The organism is Streptomyces sp. NPDC048461, assembly GCF_055587105.1.
In genome coordinates this window covers 156,345-178,260 of sequence record NZ_JBVJGW010000004.1, presented here as the reverse complement: position 1 = coordinate 178,260, position 21,916 = coordinate 156,345, and the positions used below count along the sequence as shown (strand labels likewise).

At 75.4% G+C, this 21,916-nt stretch carries 15 protein-coding genes; 6 read left to right on the top strand and 9 right to left on the bottom strand.

All coding sequences use genetic code 11. From position 1 onward, the window contains the following. Positions 1-215: 215 nt before the first annotated feature. The 5 genes from ACZ6S8_RS08985 to ACZ6S8_RS08965 all read right to left on the bottom strand — a co-directional run bounded on the left by ACZ6S8_RS08985 (position 216) and on the right by ACZ6S8_RS08965 (position 7,699). Positions 216-1,376 (bottom strand): acyl-CoA dehydrogenase family protein, encoded by a 1,161-nt coding sequence (locus ACZ6S8_RS08985; RefSeq protein WP_469453864.1) that lies wholly within the window; start codon positions 1,374-1,376, stop codon positions 216-218. Beyond that, positions 1,373-3,298 carry an ATP-binding protein gene (locus ACZ6S8_RS08980; RefSeq protein WP_469454329.1) on the bottom strand — a complete coding sequence of 642 codons (1,926 nt, stop codon included), beginning with the start codon at positions 3,296-3,298 and terminating at the stop codon, positions 1,373-1,375. Before ACZ6S8_RS08980 ends, ACZ6S8_RS08985 begins: the two co-directional genes overlap by 4 nt. 23 nt (positions 3,299-3,321) lie before the next feature. After that, entirely contained in the window at positions 3,322-4,920 is a 1,599-nt protein-coding gene (locus ACZ6S8_RS08975; RefSeq protein WP_469453863.1) for an acyl-CoA carboxylase subunit beta, read from the bottom strand. Further along, a complete protein-coding gene (locus ACZ6S8_RS08970) occupies positions 4,917-6,830 on the bottom strand; it encodes an acyclic terpene utilization AtuA family protein (RefSeq protein ID WP_469454327.1) in 1,914 nt (637 codons plus the stop codon). Before ACZ6S8_RS08970 ends, ACZ6S8_RS08975 begins: the two co-directional genes overlap by 4 nt. A gap of 68 nt (positions 6,831-6,898) precedes the next feature. Continuing rightward, positions 6,899-7,699: a TIGR03084 family metal-binding protein gene (locus ACZ6S8_RS08965; RefSeq protein ID WP_469453862.1), complete on the bottom strand. Its 801-nt coding sequence runs from the start codon at positions 7,697-7,699 to the stop codon at positions 6,899-6,901. Positions 7,700-8,033: 334 nt separating this feature from the next. Here ACZ6S8_RS08965 and ACZ6S8_RS08960 point away from each other — a divergent pair, with 334 nt between their 5' ends. Further along, on the top strand, positions 8,034-9,683 hold the full coding sequence (locus tag ACZ6S8_RS08960; RefSeq protein ID WP_469453860.1) for a CocE/NonD family hydrolase: 1,650 nt from the start codon (positions 8,034-8,036) through the stop codon (positions 9,681-9,683). Positions 9,684-9,813: 130 nt separating this feature from the next. On the opposite strand, the gene ACZ6S8_RS08955 is transcribed toward ACZ6S8_RS08960, so the two are convergent. Next, the gene (locus tag ACZ6S8_RS08955) at positions 9,814-10,269 is read right to left on the bottom strand and encodes a hypothetical protein (RefSeq protein ID WP_469453858.1); all 456 of its coding nucleotides are present in this window, start codon (positions 10,267-10,269) and stop codon (positions 9,814-9,816) included. Between the two features lie 90 nt (positions 10,270-10,359). On the opposite strand from ACZ6S8_RS08955, the gene ACZ6S8_RS08950 reads away from it, so the two are divergent. After that, positions 10,360-11,400, top strand: coding sequence for a helix-turn-helix transcriptional regulator (locus ACZ6S8_RS08950; RefSeq protein ID WP_469453856.1), 1,041 nt, complete (start codon positions 10,360-10,362; stop codon positions 11,398-11,400). 57 nt (positions 11,401-11,457) lie between these two features. Here ACZ6S8_RS08950 and ACZ6S8_RS08945 read toward each other — a convergent pair whose 3' ends face one another. The 3 genes from ACZ6S8_RS08945 to ACZ6S8_RS08935 all read right to left on the bottom strand — a co-directional run bounded on the left by ACZ6S8_RS08945 (position 11,458) and on the right by ACZ6S8_RS08935 (position 15,837). Beyond that, on the bottom strand, positions 11,458-11,823 hold the full coding sequence (locus tag ACZ6S8_RS08945) for a DUF1801 domain-containing protein (RefSeq protein ID WP_469453854.1): 366 nt from the start codon (positions 11,821-11,823) through the stop codon (positions 11,458-11,460). Further along, entirely contained in the window at positions 11,823-12,785 is a 963-nt protein-coding gene (locus tag ACZ6S8_RS08940) for an EamA family transporter (RefSeq protein WP_469453852.1), read from the bottom strand. The genes ACZ6S8_RS08945 and ACZ6S8_RS08940 overlap by 1 nt, the downstream gene beginning before the upstream one ends. Before the next feature lie 85 nt (positions 12,786-12,870). Continuing rightward, positions 12,871-15,837, bottom strand: a complete 2,967-nt coding sequence (locus tag ACZ6S8_RS08935) for an FAD-binding and (Fe-S)-binding domain-containing protein (RefSeq protein ID WP_469453850.1) — start codon at positions 15,835-15,837, stop codon at positions 12,871-12,873. On the opposite strand from ACZ6S8_RS08935, the gene serC reads away from it, so the two are divergent. The 4 genes from serC (at position 15,809) to ACZ6S8_RS08915 (ending at position 21,902) form a co-directional block, all read left to right on the top strand. Continuing rightward, positions 15,809-16,927, top strand: a complete 1,119-nt coding sequence (gene serC, locus ACZ6S8_RS08930; RefSeq protein WP_469453848.1) for a phosphoserine transaminase — start codon at positions 15,809-15,811, stop codon at positions 16,925-16,927. The genes ACZ6S8_RS08935 and serC overlap by 29 nt on opposite strands. 327 nt (positions 16,928-17,254) lie before the next feature. Further along, on the top strand, positions 17,255-18,055 hold the full coding sequence (locus ACZ6S8_RS08925; RefSeq protein ID WP_469453846.1) for a hypothetical protein: 801 nt from the start codon (positions 17,255-17,257) through the stop codon (positions 18,053-18,055). Continuing rightward, positions 18,048-18,689 (top strand): class F sortase, encoded by a 642-nt coding sequence (locus ACZ6S8_RS08920; RefSeq protein WP_469453845.1) that lies wholly within the window; start codon positions 18,048-18,050, stop codon positions 18,687-18,689. The genes ACZ6S8_RS08925 and ACZ6S8_RS08920 overlap by 8 nt, the downstream gene beginning before the upstream one ends. A gap of 69 nt (positions 18,690-18,758) precedes the next feature. Further along, positions 18,759-21,902: a sacsin N-terminal ATP-binding-like domain-containing protein gene (locus ACZ6S8_RS08915; RefSeq protein ID WP_469454325.1), complete on the top strand. Its 3,144-nt coding sequence runs from the start codon at positions 18,759-18,761 to the stop codon at positions 21,900-21,902. Positions 21,903-21,916 lie beyond the last annotated feature (14 nt).

The following is a 21,916-nucleotide window of genomic DNA, read 5'->3' as shown; positions in this document are numbered from 1 at the left end:
GGGGGGGCGGGCCGGCCCCCCCGGGGGGGCCCCGCGGGGGGGGGGGGCCCCCGGCCGGGACTGCATGATTTATGGCGTCCGACCCCGCCCGGCCTGTACGAGCCCCCGTGTACGCCACAAATCACGTTTTACGTCCCGGCCAACCCCCCACCCCGTCCCCGCCCTTGGCCCGCCCGTCCGGTGTGCCGGCGCCCGTTCTGTGGCCGTACAGGGGGTCAGTAGGACTTGGGGAGGCCCAGGGTCTGGTGGGAGATGAAGTTGAGGATCATCTCCCGGCTGACCGGGGCGATGCGGGCCACGCGGGAGGCGGTGATCAGGGACGCGAGGCCGTATTCGCGGGTGAGGCCGTTGCCGCCGAGGGTGTGGACGGACTGGTCCACCGCCCGGACGCAGGCCTCCGCGGCCGCGTACTTGGCCATGTTCGCGGCCTCGCCCGCGCCCATGTCGTCGCCCGCGTCGTACAGCGCCGCGGCCTTCTGCATCATCAGCCGGGCGAGTTCCAGCTCGATGTGGGACGCCGCGAGGGGGTGGGCGATGGCCTGGTGGGCGCCGATGGGGTCCTTCCAGACCTGGCGGGTCCCGGCGTAGTCGACGGCCTTGGCGAGCGCGTAGCGGCCCATGCCGATCGCGAACGCGGCGGTCATGATGCGCTCGGGGTTGAGGCCGGCGAAGAGCTGGAGGAGGCCGGCGTCCTCGTCGCCGACCAGGGCGTCCGCGGGCAGGCGGACGTCGTCCAGGGTGAGTTCCCACTGCTTCTCGGCGGCCTGGAGCTCCATGTCGATGAGGGAACGGGAGAAGCCGGGGGCGTCCCGCGGGACGATGAACAGGCAGGGCTTGAGGCGGCCGCTGCGCGCGTCCTCGGTGCGGCCGACGATGAGCGTGGCGTCCGCGATGTCCACGCCGGAGATGAAGACCTTGCGGCCGGTGAGGACCCACGCGTCGCCGTCGCGGCGGGCCGTGGTGGTGATGCGGTGGGAGTTGGAGCCGGCGTCCGGTTCGGTGATGCCGAAGGCCATGGTGCGGCTTCCGTCGGCGAGGCCGGGGAGCCAGGTCCGCTTCTGGGCCTCGGTTCCGAAGCGGGAGATGACCGTGCCGCAGATGGCGGGCGAGACCACCATCATCAGGAGCGGACAGCCCGCCGCTCCGAGTTCCTCCAGCACGATGGAGAGTTCGGCGATGCCGCCGCCTCCGCCGCCGTACTCCTCGGGGAGGCTGACCCCGAGGTAGCCGAGGGCGGCGGCGTCCGCCCACAGCTCGTCCGGGTGGCCGCCCTCGCGGGCGACGCGGGCGAGGTAGTCACGGCCGTACTTGCGGCCGAGCGCGGCGACCGCGGTGCGCAGGTCCCGGTGTTCCTGGGTCTCGATGACGGAGCTCATGCTTGCGGTTCCTCCTGGACGACGGCGAGCAGGGCGCCGAACTCGACCTGTTGGCCGGTGGCGGCGTGGAGCGCGGTGAGCGTGCCGGAGGCGGGCGCGAGGATGCGGTGTTCCATCTTCATCGCCTCCAGCCAGAGCAGGGGCTGCCCGGCCGTGACGGGGCTGCCGGGGGCGAGGCCCTCGGCGACGCGGACGACGGTGCCGGGCATGGGGGCGAGCAGGGAGCCCGGTTCGGTGCGGTCCTGGGGGTCCGCGAACCGGGGCACGGGGGTGAGGGTGTGGGAGCCGAGGGCGGAGTCGACGTAGACCTCGTTCGATTTTTGTTTCACGTGGAACAGGCGCCGGATCCCCTCGACTTCGAGGGTGACGAGCTCCGGTGTGGCCGCCAGGACCCGGACGCCCGGGTGGTTCACCGGCTGGTACTGGACCTCGTACTCGGTGCCGGACGCGGTGTAGCGGCGGGTCTGGGGCTGCGAGCGGACGTTGCGCCAGCCGCCGAGGCGACGGGCGAGCGGCGCTCCCGGGAGGGGGGCGGCGGCCGCCAGGGCAGCGGCCAGGGCGGCCAGGGCGGCGTCCGGTTCCTCCGCGGTGAGGGCGGCGAGGTGGCGCTCGTAGAAGCCGGTGTCGAGCCGGCCCGCGGCGAACTCCGGGTGGCGCAGGGACCGTACGAGGAGCTCGCGGTTGGTGGTGAGCCCGTGGATCCGGGCGCCGGCGAGGGCGTGCGCCAGGGTCCGGACGGCCTCGGCGCGGGTGGGGGCGTGGGCGACGACCTTGGCGAGCATCGGGTCGTAGTGGACGGAGACGGTGTCGCCGTCGCCGAAGCCGGTGTCCACGCGGACGCTGCCGGGGACGGCGAGGGTGTGCAGGACTCCGGTCTGCGGCCGCCAGTCCCGGGCGGGGTCCTCCGCGTACAGGCGGGCCTCGACGGCGTGCCCGTCGGGCTCGGGCGGGGTCAGGGGCAGGGCGGAGCCCTCGGCGATCCGCAGCTGGAGGGCGACGAGGTCGAGGCCGAACACGGCTTCGGTGACGGGGTGCTCGACCTGGAGGCGGGTGTTCATCTCCAGGAAGTACGGCCGTCCGTCGGCGGTGACGAGGAACTCGACGGTCCCCGCGCCCTCGTAGGAGACGGCCCGGGCCGCGGCCACGGCGGCCTCGTGGAGGGCGGTGCGCAGCGGCTCGGGCAGGCCGGGTGCGGGCGCCTCCTCGATGACCTTCTGGTGGCGGCGCTGGAGGGAGCAGTCGCGGGTGCCGAGCGCCCAGACGTTGCCGTGCGCGTCGGCGAGGACCTGCACCTCGACGTGGCGGCCCCGCTCGACGTACGGCTCGGCGAAGACCTCCGCGTCGCCGAAGGCGGAGGCGGCTTCGGCACGGGCCCCCGCGAGGGCTTCCGGCAGCTCGTCCAGCGCGCGGACCACGCGCATGCCGCGGCCTCCGCCGCCGGCCGCGGCCTTGAGCAGGAGGGGCAGGTCGGCGGGGGTGGCGGTGGCCGGGTCGACGGGTTCCAGGAGGGGGACGCCGGCGGCGCGCATCAGTTCCTTGGCCCGGGTCTTGGACGCCATGGCCTCGATGGCGGCGGGCGGCGGGCCGACCCAGGTCAGACCGGCGGCCTGCACCTCGCGGGCGAAGCCGGCGTTCTCGGAGAGGAAGCCGTACCCGGGGTGGACGGCGTCCGCCCCGGCGGCGAGGGCCGCCTTGATGACGAGGTCGCCGCGCAGGTAGGTGTCCGCGGGAGCGGCACCCGGCAGCCGGACGGCCGCGTCGGCCTCGCGGACGTGCAGGGCCTGCTCGTCGGGGTCGGAGTGGACCGCGACGGTGGCGAGGCCGAGGGCGCGCGCGGTGCGGAACACGCGGACGGCGATCTCGCCGCGGTTGGCGACGAGGAGCGAGGTGAGGGGCTTGCCCGGCACGGGCTGGTCGGTCATGGGCTGGTCGGTCATGGGGGCGCTCACATCCGGAAGATGCCGAAGCCGCCGCGGGCGCCCTCGACGGGGGCGTTGTGGACGGCCGACAGGCACAGGCCGAGGATGGTGCGGGTGTCGCGGGGGTCGATGACCCCGTCGTCGTACAGCCGCCCGGACAGGAACATCGGCAGGGACTCGGACTCGATCTGCGCCTCCACGAAGGCGCGCATCCCGGCGTCGGCCTCCTCGTCGTACGGCTGCCCCTTGGCGGCGGCCGACTGCCGGGACACGATGGAGAGCACCCCGGCGAGCTGCTGGGGGCCCATGACGGCGGACTTGGCGCTGGGCCAGGCGAACAGGAACCGGGGCTCGTAGGCGCGGCCGCACATGCCGTAGTGGCCGGCGCCGTAGCTCGCGCCGATCAGGACGGAGAGGTGCGGGACGCGGGAGTTGGAGACCGCGTTGATCATCATGGATCCGTGCTTGATGATGCCGCCCTGCTCGTACTCCTTGCCGACCATGTAGCCGGTGGTGTTGTGGAGGAAGAGGAGGGGGATGTCGCGCTGGTTCGCGAGCTGGATGAACTGTGCGGCCTTCTGCGACTCCGCGCTGAACAGCACGCCCTGGGCGTTGGCGAGGATGCCGACCGGGTAGCCGTGGAGGGTGGCCCAGCCGGTGACCAGGCTGGTCCCGTAGAGGGGCTTGAACTCGTCGAAGTCGGAGGCGTCGACGATCCGCGCGATGACCTCGCGGGGGTCGAACGGGGTCTTCAGGTCGGGCGGGACGATGCCGAGGAGTTCCTCGGGGTCGTACAGCGGGTCCTGGGCGCGGGGCGGATCCGTGTGCGGCTTGCGGTGGCCCAGCCGGGCCACCACGCGGCGGGCCTGGCGGATGGCGTCGTGCTCGTCGAGGGCGTAGTAGTCGGCGAGTCCGGAGGTCCGGGCGTGCATGTCGGCTCCGCCGAGGGACTCGTCGTCGCTCTCCTCGCCGGTGGCCATCTTGACCAGCGGCGGACCGCCGAGGAACACCTTGGAACGGTCCTTGATCATGATGGTGTGGTCGGACATGCCGGGGATGTACGCGCCCCCGGCGGTGGAGTTGCCGAAGACGACGGCGACGGTGGGGATGCCGGCGGCGGAGAGCCGGGTGATGTCGCGGAAGATCGCCCCGCCCGGGATGAAGATCTCCTTCTGGGAGGGGAGGTCGGCGCCGCCGGACTCCACGAGGCTGATGCAGGGCAGCCGGTTCTGCCGGGCGATCTCGTTGGCCCGCAGGGCCTTCTTCAGGGTCCAGGGGTTGCTGGCGCCGCCGCGGACGGTCGGGTCGTTGGCCGTGACCAGGCACTCGACGCCCTCGACGGTGCCGATGCCGGTGACCATCGAGGCACCGACCGGGTAGTCGCTGCCCCAGGCGGCCAGCGGGGACAGTTCCAGGAACGGGGTGTCCGGGTCGAGGAGCAGCTCGACGCGCTCGCGGGCGAGGAGCTTGCCGCGGGTCTTGTGGCGGGCGGTGTACTTCTCGCCGCCGCCCTGGAGGGCCTTGGCGTGCTCGGCGTCGAGCGCGCCGAGGCGTTCGAGGGCGGCGGTACGGGCCTGCGCGTGCTCGGGGGCGTGCGGGTCGACGGTGGTGCCGAGGCGGGTCATGTTCCGACCTCCGGGTCGGGGGCGGGGCCCTGGGCGGGGCCCTGGGCGGGCTGCGGGGGCGGGGGCTCGGCCGGGGGCGCGGGGGCCGCCGGGGGCGCGGGCTGTGCGGCCTGTGCGGGGTGCGCCGCGGTTCCGGTCGCGGCCGGGAGCAGGTGGGTCGGGATGTCGAGGTGGCGGGCGCGGAGCCATTCGCCGAGGGCCTTGGCCTGGGGATCGAAGCGGTGGCCGGAGGCGACGCCGGCGCCGAGGATGCCGGTGACGGTGAAGTTCAGGGCGCGCAGGTGCGGCAGTTCGTGCCGGGCGACGGGGAGGTCCCGGGTCTCGGGGAGCAACTGGCGGAAGGCGTCCACCGTCAGGGTGCCGAGCAGCCAGTCCCAGGCGGGGGCCGACTCGACCCATACGCCGACGTTCGCGTCGCCGCCCTTGTCGCCGCTGCGGGCCCCGGCCAGTGCCCCCAGGGGGGCGCGGGTGGTCCGCCCGTCCCGGGCCCGGTCGTGCCCCTGGTCTTGGTCCCGGTCCAGGTCCTGGTGCCGCTCCCGGTCCGGGTCTTGGCCTTGGCCTTGGCCTTGGTCCGGGTGCCGGTGGGGCCCTGCGGGGCTTTCCCCCACCCCGCCCCTTCCCGGAACCGGGGCTCCGCCCCGGACCCCTTCGGGGGCTCCGCCCCCCGGCCCCCGCGCCTCAAACGCCGGCGGGGCTGGAAGTGGCGCCGGGATCGGGAGGCGGGTGCCGTCGGGGAGGACCGCGGTGTGGGGGACGGTGTCGGCCGGGACGTGGGCCGAGCTGAAGACCCCGTACGGCTGGGCGGGGCCCGGCGGGGCCGTCACGTGGAAGCCGGGGTAGCTGGCGAGGGCCAGCTCGATCGCCGCCGAGGTCAGGGCGCGGCCGACCCGGTCCGGGGACGGGTCGCGGACGACCAGGCGCAGCAGGGCGCTGGCGGTCTCCTCCGTCGGGGCGTCCTCGTGGTCCGTGCGGGACAGGGTCCACTGCGCCGACGCCACCCCGGCCAGGGACCCGGCGAGCTGGGACCGGACCAGGGCCGCCTTCTCCTCGACGTCGAGCCCGGTCAGGACGAAGACCACCTCGTTGCGCCAGCCGCCGATCCGGGTCACGCCCACCTTGAGGGTGTCCGGCGGCGGCTCGCCGAGGACGCCCGAGACGCGGACCCGGTCGGGGCCGTCCGCGGCCAGCCGGACCGTGTCGAGCCGCGCGGTGACGTCGGGTCCCAGGTAGCGGACGCCCTGCGTCTCGTAGAGGAGCTGGGCCGTGACCGTGCCGGTGGTGACGGCCCCGCCGGTGCCCGGGTGTTTGGTGATGACCGCGGAGCCGTCCTCGGCGACCTCCGCCAGCGGGAACCCGGGGTGGCGGACGTCGTGCCGCGCGAAGAAGGAGTAGTTCCCGCCGGTGGCCTGGGTGCCGCACTCCAGGACGTGGCCCGCGACCACCGCCCCCGCCAGCCGGTCGTACGCGTCGGGCGCCCAGTCGAACCACCACGCCGCCGAGCCGCTGACCAGGGCCGCGTCCGTGACCCGGCCGGTGACGACCACGTCGGCCCCGGCCCGCAGGCAGGCCGTGATCCCGGCGCCGCCGAGGTAGGCGTTCGCCGTCAGCGCGCCCTCCTGGTACGGCATCAGGTCGTCGCCCTCGACGTGCGCGACGGAGACCGGCACCCCGGCCTCGGCCGCGAGTTTGCGTACGGCGTCGGCGAGGCCGGCCGGGTTGAGGCCGCCCGCGTTCGCGACGATCCGCACCCCGCGCTCCCGGGCGAGCCCGAGGCCCTCCTCCAGCTGGCGCAGGAAGGTCTTGGCGTAGCCGAGGTCCGGGTTCTTCAGCCGGTCGCGGCCCAGGATCAGCATCGTCAGCTCGGCGAGGTAGTCCCCGGTCAGCACGTCCAGCGGGCCGCCGGTCAGCATCTCGCGCACGGCGCCGGCGCGGTCCCCGTAGAACCCGGAGGCGTTGCCGATCCGCAGCGGGCGGCGCGTCACCGGGCGTCCCGCGGGGCGCGTCCGGAGCCCGCCGGGCCGGCGAAGGCCTGCGCGATGTCCAGCCAGCGGTCCGCGTCGGGGCCGGTGGCCGTCAGGGCCAGGTCGGCGCGGTGGGCGCGCTGGGTGACGAGCAGGCAGAAGTCGAGGGCCGGGCCGGTGATCCGCTGCGGGGCGTCGGCCGGGCCGTACGCCCACACGCCCTCCGCGCCCGGCGCCGTCAGCTCCACCCGGAACTCCCCGGCCGGCGCCGGCAGTCCGCGCACCGCGTAGGCGTAGTCGCGGGCCCGTACGCCGATCCGGGCGACGTGCCGCAGCCGGCCGGTCGGGGTCCGGCGCACCCCGAGGGCGTCGGCCACGTCCTGGCCGTGCGCCCAGGTCTCCATCAGCCGGGCGCTCGCCATCGAGGCGGCCTTCATCGGCGGCCCGTACCAGGGGAAGCGGGCGTCGGGCGAGGCCCCGGCCAGCGCTGCGTCGAGGGCGGTGCGCCCGGCCCGCCAGCGGGCGAGCAGCTCGGCGGGCGGCAGCGCCGCGCCCTCCTCGGCGCCCTCGTCGACGAAGGAGTCGGGGGCCTTCAGGGCCGCCTCGACCATGGCGGCGAAACCGTCGGCGTCGGTGAGCGCGAGCAGCGACGCACGGTCGGTCCAGTGCAGGTGGGCGATCTGGTGGGCGACGCTCCAGCCGGGTGCGGGGGTCGGCCGGGCCCAGTCGGCCTCGGGCAACTCCCCGACCAGGGCATCGAGTTCGCCACTCTCCTCGGAGAGATCGGTGAAGACGGCGACGGCGGACGGATCGGGCACGGTGCGCTCCCCTCTCGGCGTGAGGGGAAGACTGGCAGCCTCCGTTAAAACAATCAAGCACGCTTGCATGATTTTATGGAGAGGTGGCACGTTCCCGCCACGACCCCCAACCCGGCCGCTCTCCAACGGACTTGGCGTGTCGCGCGGCGCCCGCAGGTCCGGGGGCGCGCCGTCCGGCGAGGGCGCGGGGCAATTCAGGCCGTAAGCCGGAAACTCGCGATACGTCACCGGATGTCCCGTCGATACTGGACGTTCCGCTCCGGGCCCGGGCGAGCACACCACGTTCATGTCACTCGACGAACTCGACGAAACTCGACGAAGAGGATGAACCGACGTGACTCCAGCCGCCTCCTCCCGCCCCGCCTCCTCCGACGCTCCCGCCCCGTCCTCCCTCTATCCCGAACTCGACGCGACCGCCCTCGGCGCCTTCGTCACCGCCCTGGAGAGCGGCGACCTCACCGGCCTCGCCCCGGCCCGCGCGGCCGAAGTCGCCGAGGCCCGCTCCGTGGCCGTCTTCACCCGCGGCAAGGTGACCGGCGCCGACGGGGACCGGCTCGACGCCGCGCTCTGGCGCCACACCGGATCCGGACCCCGGCCCGTGATCGTGATGCCGTCGCCTTGGACCGACCTGGGCTGGCTCACGTACGCCGTCCAGGCCACCCTCTTCGCGGCCCGCGGCTACGACGTCCTCGCCTACACCACCCGCGGCTTCGCCGCCTCCGAGGGCCAGGTCGACGTGGCGGGCCCGCTCGACGTCGCCGACGGCAGCCGGGCCTTGGACCACCTCATCGAGCGGTCCTCCGGCCCGGTGACGAAGATCGGCTTCCTCGGGGACTCGTACGGCTCCGGCATCAGCCAGCTCGTCGCCGCGCACGACACCCGGGTCGACGCCGTGGTCGCGCTCAGCAGCTGGGGCGACCTCGGCGAGGCGTTCTACGAGAACTCCACCCGCCACGTCGCGGCCGTACGCGCCCTGCTCGGCGCGGCGGCGAAGGCGCGGCTGAGCCCGCAGACCCGCAGCGTCTTCGACAACGTCCTCGGCAACCGCGACATCCAGGGCACCCTGCAGTGGGCCGAGACCCGCTCGCCGTTCAGCCACATCAAGGAGCTCAACCGCCGCCAGGTGCCCGTCTACTTCGCGCACGCCTGGCACGAGACCCTCTTCCCCGCCAACCAGACGCTGAAGATGTTCAACGAGCTGACCGGCCCCAAGCGCCTCGCCCTGTCCATCGGGGACCACTCCGGCCCCGAGATGACGGGCATGCTCGGCCTGCCCAACCGGATCTGGACGGACGCCCACCGGTGGTTCGACCACCACCTCCGGGGCATCGACAACGGCATCGCCGACGAGGGCCAGGTGATCAGCGAGGTCATGTGGAGCAAGGCCCTCGAACGGCGCCCCACCTGGCACTCCCTCACCGAGCGGGTACACCGGCTGCACCTGGCGGGCGGCGGGGAACTCGTCGGGGAGCCGGAGGCCGGCTGGACCGCCGGCGTGCTGTGCGGGGTCGACACCCCGGCCACCGTCGCCGACGCCGTCGTCACCTCCGGGTACGCGGAGATCGCCGGCGATCCGAAGGTCTACCCGACGGGCGACATCGACCGCACCGTCGCCGCGGTGTGGGCGTCGGCCCCGGTCGAGGAGACCACCCGGCTGCGCGGCACGCCGAGGCTGCGCGTCACCTACCGCTCGGCGAACCCCAGTTCCACCTTCGTCGCGTACCTGCTCGACCTGGCGCCCGACGACACGGCCCACCTCGTCACCCACGCCCCGTACACCGACCTGGACTCGGCTCCCGACAGCCTGATCAGCGCCGACGTCGACCTCCAGGCGACGGCGTACGACGTCCCGCCGGGCCACCGGCTGATGCTGGTGATCGACGCCCGCGACCCCTTCTACGGCGACGCCAACCTGCCGCGCGCGACCCTGTCGTTCACCTCCCCGGAGGCGACGCCGTCGTACGTGGACCTGCCGCTGGGCTAGCCGTCCAGCCGTCGCGGCCGCGGGCCGGTGGCCGAGTCGTCCCGGCCACCGGTCATCGCGCCCGCCCGCCCCTCCGGACCCCCGTGCCGGCGGGGCGGGCGGGCCGCTGCGGGCCGCGCCGGGGAACCCGCTACGGGCGGCGGGCGAAGTCCATCGTCCAGTTGTCCAGCCAGGTCGCCCCGCCGTCGAGCGAGAAGGCCTGCTCCCAGCGCGGTGCGGCCCCGGGCGTCCTCCCGGACCACACGTACCGCACGCGGACGTCCTTCCCGTCGTGCGCGTCCTCCCCCTCGAAGACCCCCCGGTCACCGTCGAACCGGCCGACGACGGGCGGGAAGAGGGTGCCGGTGCGCCCGCTCGCCCAGTACAGCGACCACTCCTCCCGCTCGCGGTCGAAGAGCCGCAGCGTCAGCCCGCCGGATCCCTTCGTCGGGAAGTCGATCTCGTCGAAGCTCGCGCCGCCGCCGAAGTGCCGGGAGATGTGCGACACCGCCGGGAACTCCTCCCACGGGCTGTCCGCGTCGAGGAAATCGGTGCGCCGCCGGTTGGCGACGTCCCAGCTGCCGACGAGGAAGTCGAAGTCGTTCATGCGGTGCGCTCCCTTGGATCCGTTGCGATACGGGGGAACCGTAGGAGCGCTCCCCTGACATCCTGTGTCAGTGAAGTCCCGAGCGTCCCGATGAAGGCCGACCGGCTGCTGTCGATCCTGCTGCTGCTCCAGACCCGCGGCCGGATGACCGCCGCCGAGCTCGCGCGCGAGCTGGAGGTGTCCGTACGCACCGTCTACCGCGACGCGGAGGCCCTGAGCGCGGCAGGCGTACCGCTGTACGGGGACGCCGGCCACAGCGGCGGCTACCAGCTGCTCGCCGGCTACCGCACCCGGCTGACCGGCCTCAGCACGGGCGAGGCGGAGGCCCTGTTCCTGACCGGGATGCCGGGACCGGCGGCGGAGCTGGGCCTCGGCCGGGCCGTGTCGGCGGCCCAGCTGAAGCTGCGGGCGGCCCTGCCGCCGGAGCTGCGCGCCCAGGCGGACCGGATGCGACTGCGGTTCCACCTGGACGCGCCCGGGTGGTACGCGGAGCACGGGGAGACCCCGTACCTGGCCCGGGTCGCCGACGCGGTGTGGCGGGGCCGGGTCATCGAGATCGGGTACCGGCGCTGGCAGGCCCCGCAGGAGGTGGAGCGCCGGCTGGCCCCGTACGGGCTGGTCCTCAAGGCGGGCCGCTGGTATTTGGTGGCGGCGCCCGCGGCGACGCGCGGCCGGCCCGGAGCGGGCGAGCCGGCCGGGGAGCCGGAGCCCGCCGCGACGCGGGAGCCCGCCGCGACGCCGGAGCCGCGGACGTACCGGGTGGACCAGATCCTGCGGGTCGCCGAGACGGGCGAGGGGGCGGAGCCTCCGGACGGCTTCGACCTGGCCGCGCACTGGCAGCGCACCCAGGCCGACTTCCACGCGCGGCTCCACCCGGAGGAGGCGGTCGTACGCCTCTCCGCGCCCGCCGCCGCCCGGCTGACGGGGGCCCAGGCCCGCGCGCTGGCGGCCACGGGCGAGCCCGATCCGGAGCTCCCCGGCTGGACGCGCGCGACCCTGCCGATCGAGTCCGCGGCGCAGGCCGAGGGGCAGTTCCTGGCGCTGGGCGCGCAAGCGGAGGTCCTCCTCCCCACGGCCCTGCGGGACCGCGTCCGGTCCACGCTGGCGGCGATGGCGGCCCGGTACGCGTGAGCGCGGCGGGCTTCCGCCGGTGTCGGCAGACCGGTCCCCCGGGCGCGGGCCCGCCGCTCAGGCGCAGACCGGTCCCCCGGGCGCCCCGGCCGTGGCCCGCAGGAGGTCCCGTACGAGGTCGAAGTCGACCGTGGCGGGGTTGCGGAAGCGCAGGCAGGCCTTGCCCATGTCGTGGCCGGCCAGCCGGTCCGCGAAGGCGTCGCGGACGTCGGTGCGCATCAGGTAGAAGGAGATGTACTGCTTCTGGTTCGCCCAGGCGATCTCCCCCGCCTCCGCGCCCGGCCGGACGTACACCGGCATCCCGTACGCGATCTGCTCCTCGAAACCCGTCAGCTCGGCCGCGCACAGCGCGCGCAGCCGGGTCAGGGCCGCCCGGCGGGGCTCCGGGGCCGCGGCGAGGTAGGCGTCGACGCGGGGGTCCATCAGCGGGCCCGCTTGCGGGTCTGGGACCGGACCGCGCCCATGCTGGCCGCGATCACGAGGGCGATGGCCAGGGCGTCCACGGCGGACAGCGCCTGGTGCAGCACCAGGAAGCCGGCGGTGGCGGCGATCGCCGGTTCCAGGCTCATCAGGATCGCGAAGGTGGGGGCCGGGAGCCGCCGCAGGGCGAGCAGTTCCAGGGTGTACGGGAGGACGGAGGACAGCACGGCCACCCCGAGGCCCAGGGCCAGGGTGCTCGGCACCAGCAGGGCCGAACCCGACTCGAACACGCCGAGCGGCAACGACAGCAGCGCGGCCACGGCCATCGCGAGGGCCAGGCCGTCGGCCTGTGGGAAGCGGCGGCCGGTGCGCGCGCTGAAGACGATGTACGCGGCCCACATCACGCCCGCGCCGAGCGCGAAGGCGGCGCCCGCCGGGTCGAGCGAGCCGAAGCCGAGGCCCCCGCCGCCGTGGCCGGACAGCAGGACCACGCCGCCGAGGGCGAGTCCCGCCCACAGCAGGTTCACCAGGCGCCGGGAGACGATCACCGAGAGGGCGAGCGGGCCGAGGACCTCCAGCGTGACGGCCGGACCGAGCGGGATGCGGTCCACGGCCTGGTAGAAGAGGCCGTTCATGCCGGCCATGGTGACGCCGAAGGCGAGCACCGTGCCCCAGTCGGCGCGCGAGTAGCCCCGCACCTTGGGCCGGCACAGGATCAGCAGCACGAGGGCGGCGGCCGCGAGGCGCAGGGTGACCACGCCCGCCGCGCCGGCCCTCGGCATGATCGTGACCGCGAGGGCGGCGCCGAACTGCACCGAGACCCCCGCCGCGACCACCAGGGAGACCGGTCCGAACCGGGCCGCCGCGGAATCCTGCGGGGCCGCGGTGGCGTCCTTCGCAGCGGCGGCGGATGCGGGGAGGGCGGGGGCCGCGGCGGGGGCGGCCGGTTCGGAGGGGGCGGTCATCTCTCCAGGGTAAGGGGTTCGGTAAGGAGTGTCTCCATGGGTTTTTCCTTACCGCACGGGGCCGGAGGCGCCGTGGAGGGACGCCTCACAGCGCCTCGTCCAGGAGCTCCGCCAGGTGGCCGGCCCGGACTCCGCCGAGCTGGCCGATCTGGGTGCGGCAGGAGAACCCGTCCGCCTGGACCAGCGCGCCCTCCGGCGCCCCGCGCAGGGACGGCAGCAGCTGCTCCTCGGCGCACGCGACGGACACCTCGTGGTGGCCGGGCTCGAAGCCGAAGTTCCCCGCCAGGCCGCAGCAGCCGCCGCTGAGCTCGCCGGTGAGGCCGGCCCGCTCGCGCAGCCGGCGGTCGGCGGCGTCGCCGAGCACGGCGTGCTGGTGGCAGTGGGTCTGGCCGGCCACCGGCCGGTCGATCCGGGGCGGCCGCCAGTCCGGGGCGTACTGCTCCAGGGTCTCGGCGAAGGTGCGGACGGCTGCGGCGAGGCGGTGGGCGCGGGGGTCGTCGGGGAGGAGGGCGGGGAGGTCGGCGCGCAGGGCCGCGGCGCAGCTGGGCTCCAGGACGAGGACGGGTTGGCCGGAGGCGGCCCCGCCGGGGGCGTCGAGGGTGTCCAGGGTGCGGCGCAGGACCGTGCGGGCGCGGTCGAGGCGGCCGGTGGAGACGTACGTGAGGCCGCAGCAGACCGGGCCCCGGGGGACGGTGACGGCGAACCCGGCCGCCTCCAGGACGCGGACGGCCGCGCGCCCGGTCTCGGGGGCGAGGTGCTCCGTGAAGGTGTCGGGCCACAGCACGACGGGCGTCGCGGTGCCGGTACCTGGGCCGGTGGCTCGGGTGGCGGGGCCGGTGGCCGGGATACCGGTGCCCTGCGGGCGGCCGTCGGGCTCCGCCCGGATCCGCGCCTCACGCGCCGGCGAGGCTGAATCGCGGGGCGGGGCCGGGGTTCGGCGGGTGTGCCACCAGCGGGTGAAGGGGGTGGCGGCGACCGGGGGGAGGGGGCGGGCGCGGGTGAGGCCCGGGACGGGGAGGCGGCGGGCGGCCGCGTTGACGACGGCCGCGAGCCGCAGCCGGGCGATCAGGCGGAGCCAGCCGGGGAGGCCGCCCAGGACGTAGTGGGCGAGCGGGCGGATCCGGCCCGCCCAGTGCCGGTGCAGGAACTCCGCCTTGTACGCGGCCATGTCCACGCCCACCGGACAGTCGCTCAGGCACCCCTTGCAGCCGAGGCACAGGTCCAGCGCCCCGGCGACCTCCGCCGAGCGCCAGCCGCCGGTCACGACCTCCCCGGCCAGCATCTCGTGCAGCAGCCGCGCCCGGCCCCGCGTGGAGTGCCGCTCCTCCCCCGTGGCCCGGTACGACGGGCACATCACCGCCGTCCCGCCGGTCTCCGTCGAGCGGCACTTCGCGACGCCCACGCACCGGGCGACCTCCCGCGCGAAGGGGGTGTCCGGCAGCACCGCGAAGCGGAGGTCCTCGTCCAGCCGGGCCGGCCGGACCAGCATCCCCGGGTTCATGCCGCCCGCCGGGTCCCACACGTCCTTGTAGGCGCCGAAGAGGGCGATGACCTCCGGCCCGTACATCCTCGGCAGGAGCTCCGCCCGCGCCTGGCCGTCCCCGTGCTCCCCCGACAGCGAACCGCCGTGGGCCACGACCAGGTCGGCCAGCTCCTCCGAGAAGGTCCGGAAGCGCGCCACGCCCTCCCGGCTCACCAGGTCGAAGTCGATCCGTACGTGCACGCAGCCCTCGCCGAAGTGCCCGTACGGGGACCCGTGCAGCCCGTGCGCGGCCAGCAGGGCGCGGAACTCCCGCAGGTACGCGCCCAGCCGGGCCGGCGGCACCGCGCAGTCCTCCCAGCCCGGCCAGGCCATCGCGCCCCCGGGCAGCCGCGTCGCGGTGCCCGCCGCGTCCTCGCGGATCCGCCACAGCGCCCGCTGTCCGGCCGGGTCCGTCACCACCCGCGCGTCCACGGCGTCGGCGCCGCGCAGCAGCCCCCGCGCCGCGCCCTCGTCCGGCAGTTCCGCGAACAGCCAGGCGCCGCCCCGCGGGAGGGCCGCCGCGGCGGCCCCGACGAGGTCGTGCGCCATGCCCTCCAGGGTCAGCGGACCGTACGGGGGCAGGCCCGCGGCGGCCTCGGCGGCCGCGCTCTCGTCGGCGTACCCGAGGACGGCCAGGACGGGCGCGGCCGGGGGTTCGACCAGGCGCACCACCGCCTCCGTGACCACCCCGAGCGTGCCCTCGCTGCCGCAGAAGGCGCGGGCGAGCCCGGTGCCGCGCTCGGGGAGGAGGGCGTCGAGGCCGCCGTAGCCGGAGATCCGCCGCGCGAAGTCGCCGTGGGGGCCGTACAGGCCGGTGCGGAGCACGGCGAGGTTCCCCGCGACCAGCTCGCGCAGTCCGGCGGGGGCGCCGGCCCAGCCGGTGCCGAGGCGGTGGGAGGCGCCGCCGTACGCGGTCACGGCGAGCTCCGCGACGTTGTCGGCGGTGGTCCCCCAGGCCACGGAGTGGGCGCCGCACGCGTTGTTGCCGATCATGCCGCCGAGGGTGCAGCGGGAGTGGGTGGAGGGGTCCGGCCCGAAGGTCAGTCCGTACGGGCGGACCGCGTCCCGCAGCCGGTCGAGCACGAGTCCGGGCTGGACGACGGCGGTCCGGGCGGCCGGGTCCACCGACACCAGCGCGTTCATGTGGCGGGTCAGGTCGAGCACGACGCCCGTGCCGGTGGCCTGGCCGGCGATGGAGGTCGCGCCGCCGCGCGGGACGACGGGGACCCCGGCCGCGGCGCACACGCCCAGGGCGGCGGCCACGTCGTCGGCGTCGTACGGGGCGACCACACCGACCGGGACGCGGCGGTAGTTGGAGGCGTCCATGGTCGCCAGGGCCCGCGCGGCGGCGCCGAAGTCCACCTCCCCGCGGAGGTTCGCCCGCAATGTCCGTTCGAGTTCCCCGGGAGACGTCACGGCGACCAGCCTGCCACCGTCCCGGCGCGTCTCACCGGGTGGACGCGCCTCCGAGGGGTGGACCGGTACCCGATACGCTCCGCTCGTGGCCGAGATCCAGATTCCCGCTGACATCAAGCCCGCCGACGGACGCTTCGGCGCGGGCCCCTCCAAGGTGCGGACCGAGGCGCTGGACGCCCTCGCCGCCACCGGTACCTCCCTGCTCGGAACCTCTCACCGCCAGGCCCCGGTCAAGAACCTGGTCGGCTCGGTGCGTCAGGGGATCCGGGACCTCTTCTCCCTCCCCGAGGGGTACGAGGTGATCCTGGGCAACGGCGGCTCCACCGCCTTCTGGGACATCGCGACCGCCGGGCTGATCGAGCAGAAGTCGCAGCACCTCACCTTCGGTGAGTTCTCCTCGAAGTTCGCCAAGGCCGCGAAGCTCGCGCCGTGGCTGGACGCGCCGTCCGTGATCTCCTCGGAGCCGGGCACCCACCCGGAGCCGGTGGCCGAGGCGGGCGTGGACGTGTACGCGTACACGCACAACGAGACCTCCACGGGTGTCGCGGCGCCGATCAAGCGCGTCGCGGGCGCCGACGCCGGGTCACTCGTCCTGGTGGACGCGACCTCGGGCGCCGGCGGTCTGCCGGTGGACATCACCGAGACCGACGTCTACTACTTCGCCCCGCAGAAGTCCTTCGCCTCGGACGGCGGCCTGTGGCTGGCGGCGTTCTCCCCGGCGGCCCTGGAGCGCGCGGCCCGCGTGCACGCCTCGGGCCGGCACATCCCGGAGTTCTTCTCCCTGCCGACGGCGATCGACAACTCGCTGAAGAACCAGACGTACAACACCCCGGCGCTGTCCACCCTCTTCCTGCTGAACCAGCAGCTCGAGTGGCTGAACGGCCAGGGCGGCCTGGAGTTCGCGACCGGCCGCACCGCGGCCAGCGCGCGCAACCTGTACGGCTGGGCGGAGTCGTCGAAGTACGCGAGCCCGTTCGTCGTGGACGCCGACAAGCGGTCCGCCGTCATCGGCACCATCGACTTCGCGGACGACGTCGACGCGGCGGCCGTCGCCAAGGTGCTGCGCGCCAACGGCGTCGTGGACACCGAGCCGTACCGCAAGCTCGGGCGCAACCAGCTGCGCGTCGCGATGTTCCCGGCGATCGACCCGGCGGACGTGCAGGCGCTGACCGCGTGCGTGGACTACGTGATCGAGAAGCTGTAACCGCAGCCGATCGAGAAGCCGTAACCGCAGCCGCAACCGCGGTCGTGGCTGCGGCCGTACCGCTCCAGGAGCCCCCGGTGACGTCCCGTCGCCGGGGGCTCCTGCGTGCCCGCCGCGCGCCGTCCGCCAGGACTTTGGTCCCAAAAATCGGGGCAAACTCCCCGTAAACGGCACTACCGCAGGCGCCCTGCGACCTGCGGATTCCGGTCCCGGGACCTTCGGCAGAGCCCTCCCCCACCCCTCCGGCGGGCCGCAACCAAAGCGCCCAGGATGTCCCTCATGTCTGGTGTGCCGGGAAAAACCCCGGCCCGTTCAGGAGGAAACCCCATGCGCAAGGCACTCACCCTCTCGGCGATCGTCCTCGCCTCGTCGATGGCCCTCGGCGGCGCCGCCACCGCGTTCGCGGCCGACACCCCGGCTCCCGCCGGCAGTTCCAGCCCCACCGCCGACGGCCACGGCCACGCCGCAGCCGCGGGCCTCACGCTGTCGGCCTCCAGCGCCAAGCCGGGCGCCTCCGTCAGCTTCCAGATGGACGTCCCCGACGGCTCGACGCACCTCTCCGTCTCCTCCAAGGCCCTGGCCGACGTGAAGATGACCGACGGCCGCGGCGGCACCGCCACGGTCTCCGACGTCAAGGCGGGCGACTACGGCGTCTCCCTGACCGGCACGGGCCCCGACGGCGCCAAGCTCCAGGCCACCGCGCAGCTGCGCGTCACCGCGGACGCCCCGGCCCCCAAGCCCACCCCGCAGCCCTCCGCCCTGAACCTGTCGACCGACTTCGGCCGCCCCGGCGACAAGGTCGTCGTCACCGTCAAGACCTCCGAGAAGAACGCCTTCGTGAAGTCCGACGCCTTCGGCGGCCAGGTCAACCTGAAGAGCGACGGCAAGGGCACCTTCACCGGCACCGCCACCGTCGCCAAGGACGTCAAGTCCGGCTACTACGGCGTGCACGCCTTCGCCGGCGGCAAGGAGTTCGACGTCGTGAAGTTCTCCACCGAGGCCTCGGCCCACCCGGCCCCGCGCCACGACGTGAAGCCGCTGGACCCGAGCCTGCACAAGACCCCCAAGGGCTCCGTGAACACCGGCCAGGCCCCCGCCGGTCTCCTCCCCGAGACCAGCAATGCCTGAGCCCACCCCCTTCCGCCAGGGCGGCCGCTCCGGCCGCGCACGCCGTACGGCCGCCCTGGCGGGGGCCTCGGCCCTCGCCGCGGTCCTCGCCACCGGCTGCGGCGCGGGCAGCGCCGGAGCCGCCGACGGCGCCGGCCGCGCCCCGGCCGGCGCGAGCTCCGCGGCCCCGCTCCCGCCGTCCGTCCCGGACCGGGTGAGGATCCCCGACGTGTCGGTGGACGCCCCGCTCGACACCGTCGGCCTGGACGCCCGGGGCGTCATGCAGGAACCGGACTTCGCCAAGCCGCAGGACGCCGCCTGGTACAAGGAGGGACCCACCCCCGGGGAGGCGGGCGCGGCCGCCGTCGTCGGCCACATGGACACCCCGCAGACCCCCGAGGCCGTCTTCTACCGACTCAAGCAGCTGAAGAAGGACCAGAAGATCGAGATCCACCGCACCGACGGCACCACCGCCGTGTTCGCCGTCGACGCCGTCGACACCTTCAAGAAGGACGCCTTCCCCACCGACAAGGTCTACGGGGACACCCACGGGAAGGCCGAACTGCGCCTCATCACCTGCGGCGGCGACCTCACCGCGGACCGCCACTGGGACGCCAACGTCGTGGTGTTCGCGCACCTCACGGGCAAGGCCTGACCCGGTACGCGATACCTTCAGGGCTCGGCATTCCCGAATGCAGTACGGCTTGGAGGCAGCGGCGTGAACGTGCGAGTGACGGCGGCCCGGAACGGTGTGGACCCCTTCGGCACGGCCCGGCTGCGGCGCGGGGTGCTCGACGCCTGGGGCGCCGGCCCCGCCCGCTTCCGGGAGGACGCCAACGCCGAGGAGGACCTGGCGCTCGGCGGCTACCGCGACCGGCTCGTCGTCGAGCTGGCGCAGAACGCCGCCGACGCCGCGGCCCGCGCCGGCGTGCCCGGCCGGCTGCGGCTCACCCTGCACGCCGGCGAGGACGGCCACGGCGTCCTCGCCGTCGCCAACACCGGCGCCCCGCTGGACGCCACGGGCGTGGAGTCGCTGAGCACCCTGCGCGCCTCCGCCAAGCGGGAGTCCACCGGCTCGGGCGACACCGTCGGCCGGTTCGGCGTCGGCTTCGCGGCCGTCCTCGCCGTCTCCGACGAGCCCGCCGTCCTCGGCCGCCACGGCGGGGTCCGCTGGTCGCTGGCCGAGGCCCGCGAGCTCGCCAAGGGAGCCGCCGTCGGCAGCCCCGGCCTCGGCGACGAGCTCCGCCGCCGCGACGGCCACGTCCCGCTGCTGCGGCTGCCGTTGCCCGCCGAGGGCACCGCGCCCGACGGCTACGACACCGTCGTGGTGCTCCCGCTGCGCGACGCCGCCGCCGAAGACCTCGTGGAGCGGCTGCTCGGCGCCGTGGACGACGCGCTGCTGCTCACCCTGCCCGGGCTGCGCGAGGTCGTCGTCGACACCCCCTCCGGCGGCGCCCGCACCCTGTACCGCCGCGACGAGGGCCCGTACGCCGTCATCGAGGACTCCGCGGCGGGCACCAGCCGCTGGCGCACCGTCCGCCACGGCGGCCCGCTCGACCGCGCCCTGCTGGCCGACCGCCCGGTGGAGGAGCGGCTGCGGCCCACCTGGGCGGTGTCCTGGTCCGTGCCCGTCGACGCCGACGGCGCCCCCGTACGCCCCGCCACCGCCCCCGTCGTGCACGCCCCGACCCCCACCGACGAGCCGCTGGGCATCCCCGCGCTGCTCATCGCGACCCTGCCCCTGGACACCACCCGGCGGCACCCGGCGCCCGGACCCCTGACCGACTTCCTCGTGGAGCGCGCGGCCGACGCCTACGCCGAACTCCTGGGCGCCTGGGAGCCGGTGACGACCGCCCTCGTCGACCTCGTCCCCGGCCCGCTCGGCAAGGGCGAGCTCGACGGCGCCCTGCGCGCCGCCGTCCTGCGCCGCCTTCCCCGTACGGCCTTCCTCGCCCCCGCCGTGCCGCCCGGCCCCGACGAGGACCGGGAGGAGGGGGCCGACGCGCGGGCCGCGCTGCGCCCCTTCGAAGCCGAAGTGGTGGAGGGAGCGGGCGCCGACACCGTACGCGTCCTCGCCGAGGTCCTGCCGACCCTGCTCCCGGCGGGCCTGGAGCGGCGCGCCGAGCTGCGCACCCTGGGCGTGGGACGGCTCCCCCTCGGCGACGCGATCGAGCGGATCGCCGGGATCGAGCGCACCCCCGACTGGTGGCACCGGCTGTACGACAGCCTCGCCGGGGTGGACCCCGACCGGCTGTCCGGACTGCCCGTCCCGCTGGCCGACGGCCGCACCGCGATCGGCCCCCGGCACATCCTGCTGCCCGGCCCGGACACCCCCGAGAGCCTGGCCCGCCTCGGCCTGAAGGTGGCCCACCCGGACGCGGCGCACCCGCTGCTGGAGAAGCTCGGCGCCCTCCCGGCCACCCCGCGCGCGGTCCTGACGACCCCGCAGGTGCGGGCGGCCGTCGCCGCCTCGCTGGACGCCGGGGACATCTGGGACGAGGACGCCGACGCCCTGGACGCCGACGAGCTGGCCGAGGTGGTCCTGGGCCTGGTCCGCGACGCCGACCTGGCCGCGGGCGACGAGCCCTGGCTCGGCGCGCTCGCCCTGCCCGACGAGGACGGCGAACCGACCCCGGCGGGCGAACTGCTGCTGCCCGGCTCGCCGCTGGCCTCGGTGATCCGCGAGGACGAGGTCCCGTACGTCGACGCGGACCTGGTGGACCGGTGGGGCGCGGGCCCGCTCACCGCCTGCGGGGTGCTGGCCGAGTTCCAGCTGGTGCGCGCCACCGACGTGGTCCTGGACCCCGACGAACTGGAGCCCCGCGACGGCGACTTCGCCGAGCCCGACGACGCCGGCCTGCTGGACGCCGTGGACGTGTGGTGCGAGGACGTGCTGGACCAGCTGCCGGACACCCCGGTGCCGCCGGTGGCCACCGAACTGGTCGCCGTGCGCGACCTGGACCTCGTCGACGACGACTGCTGGCCGCAGGCCCTCGCGATGCTCGCGCGGCCGCCGCTGCGCGACGCGCTGACCCAGCCCGTACGGATCCTGCTCCCGGACGGCACCACGCAGTCGGTGCGCCCGTACACCGCCTGGTGGCTGCGCGACCACCCGGTGCTCGACGGCCGCCGTCCCGCGGGCCTGCGCTCGGCGGGCGGCGACCCGCTGCTCGCGGGGCTCTACACCCCGGCGGACGCCACCGGCTTCGAGGACGAGCAGGTGCTGCGGGCCCTCGGCGTACGCACGACCGTGCCCGCCCTGCTGGAGGAGCCCGGCGGCGCGGCCGAGCTCCTGGCCCGCCTGGCCGACCCGGACCGCGAGGTGACCGACCGGCAGCTGCACGGTCTGTACGGGGCGCTGGCGGACCTGGACCCCGAGCAGGTCACCCTGCCGGACGAGCTGCGCGCGGTGGTGGACGGCGAGGTCCGGGTGGTGGACGCGGCGGACGCCGTCATCGCCGACGCCCCCGACCTGCTGCCGCTGACGGCGGGCCTGCCGCTGCTGCCGGTCGCCCCGGCCCGGGCGGCGGACCTGGCGGAGCTGCTCCAGGTGCGCCGGCTGTCGGAGACGGTTCCGGCGGAGGTGAGCACGCCGGGCGAGGAGCACGACGTACCGGAGTCGGTACGGGTCCTGCTCGGCCCGGCCACCCCCGCGGGCTACCTGGAGCACGAGGAGCTGATCGCGGGCGGCACCGGACTCGACTGGCGGCGCACCCCCGACGGCACCGTGCACGCGGCCACGCTGGAGGGCGTGGCGGCGGGCCTGGCCTGGGCGGCGGGCCAGTGGCCCCGCCGCTTCGAGGTGGCGGCCCTGCTGGAGGACGAGTCCCGCACGGCGGAACTGGCCCGCGACCGCTGGTTCGACTGACCCGGCCCGCCGCC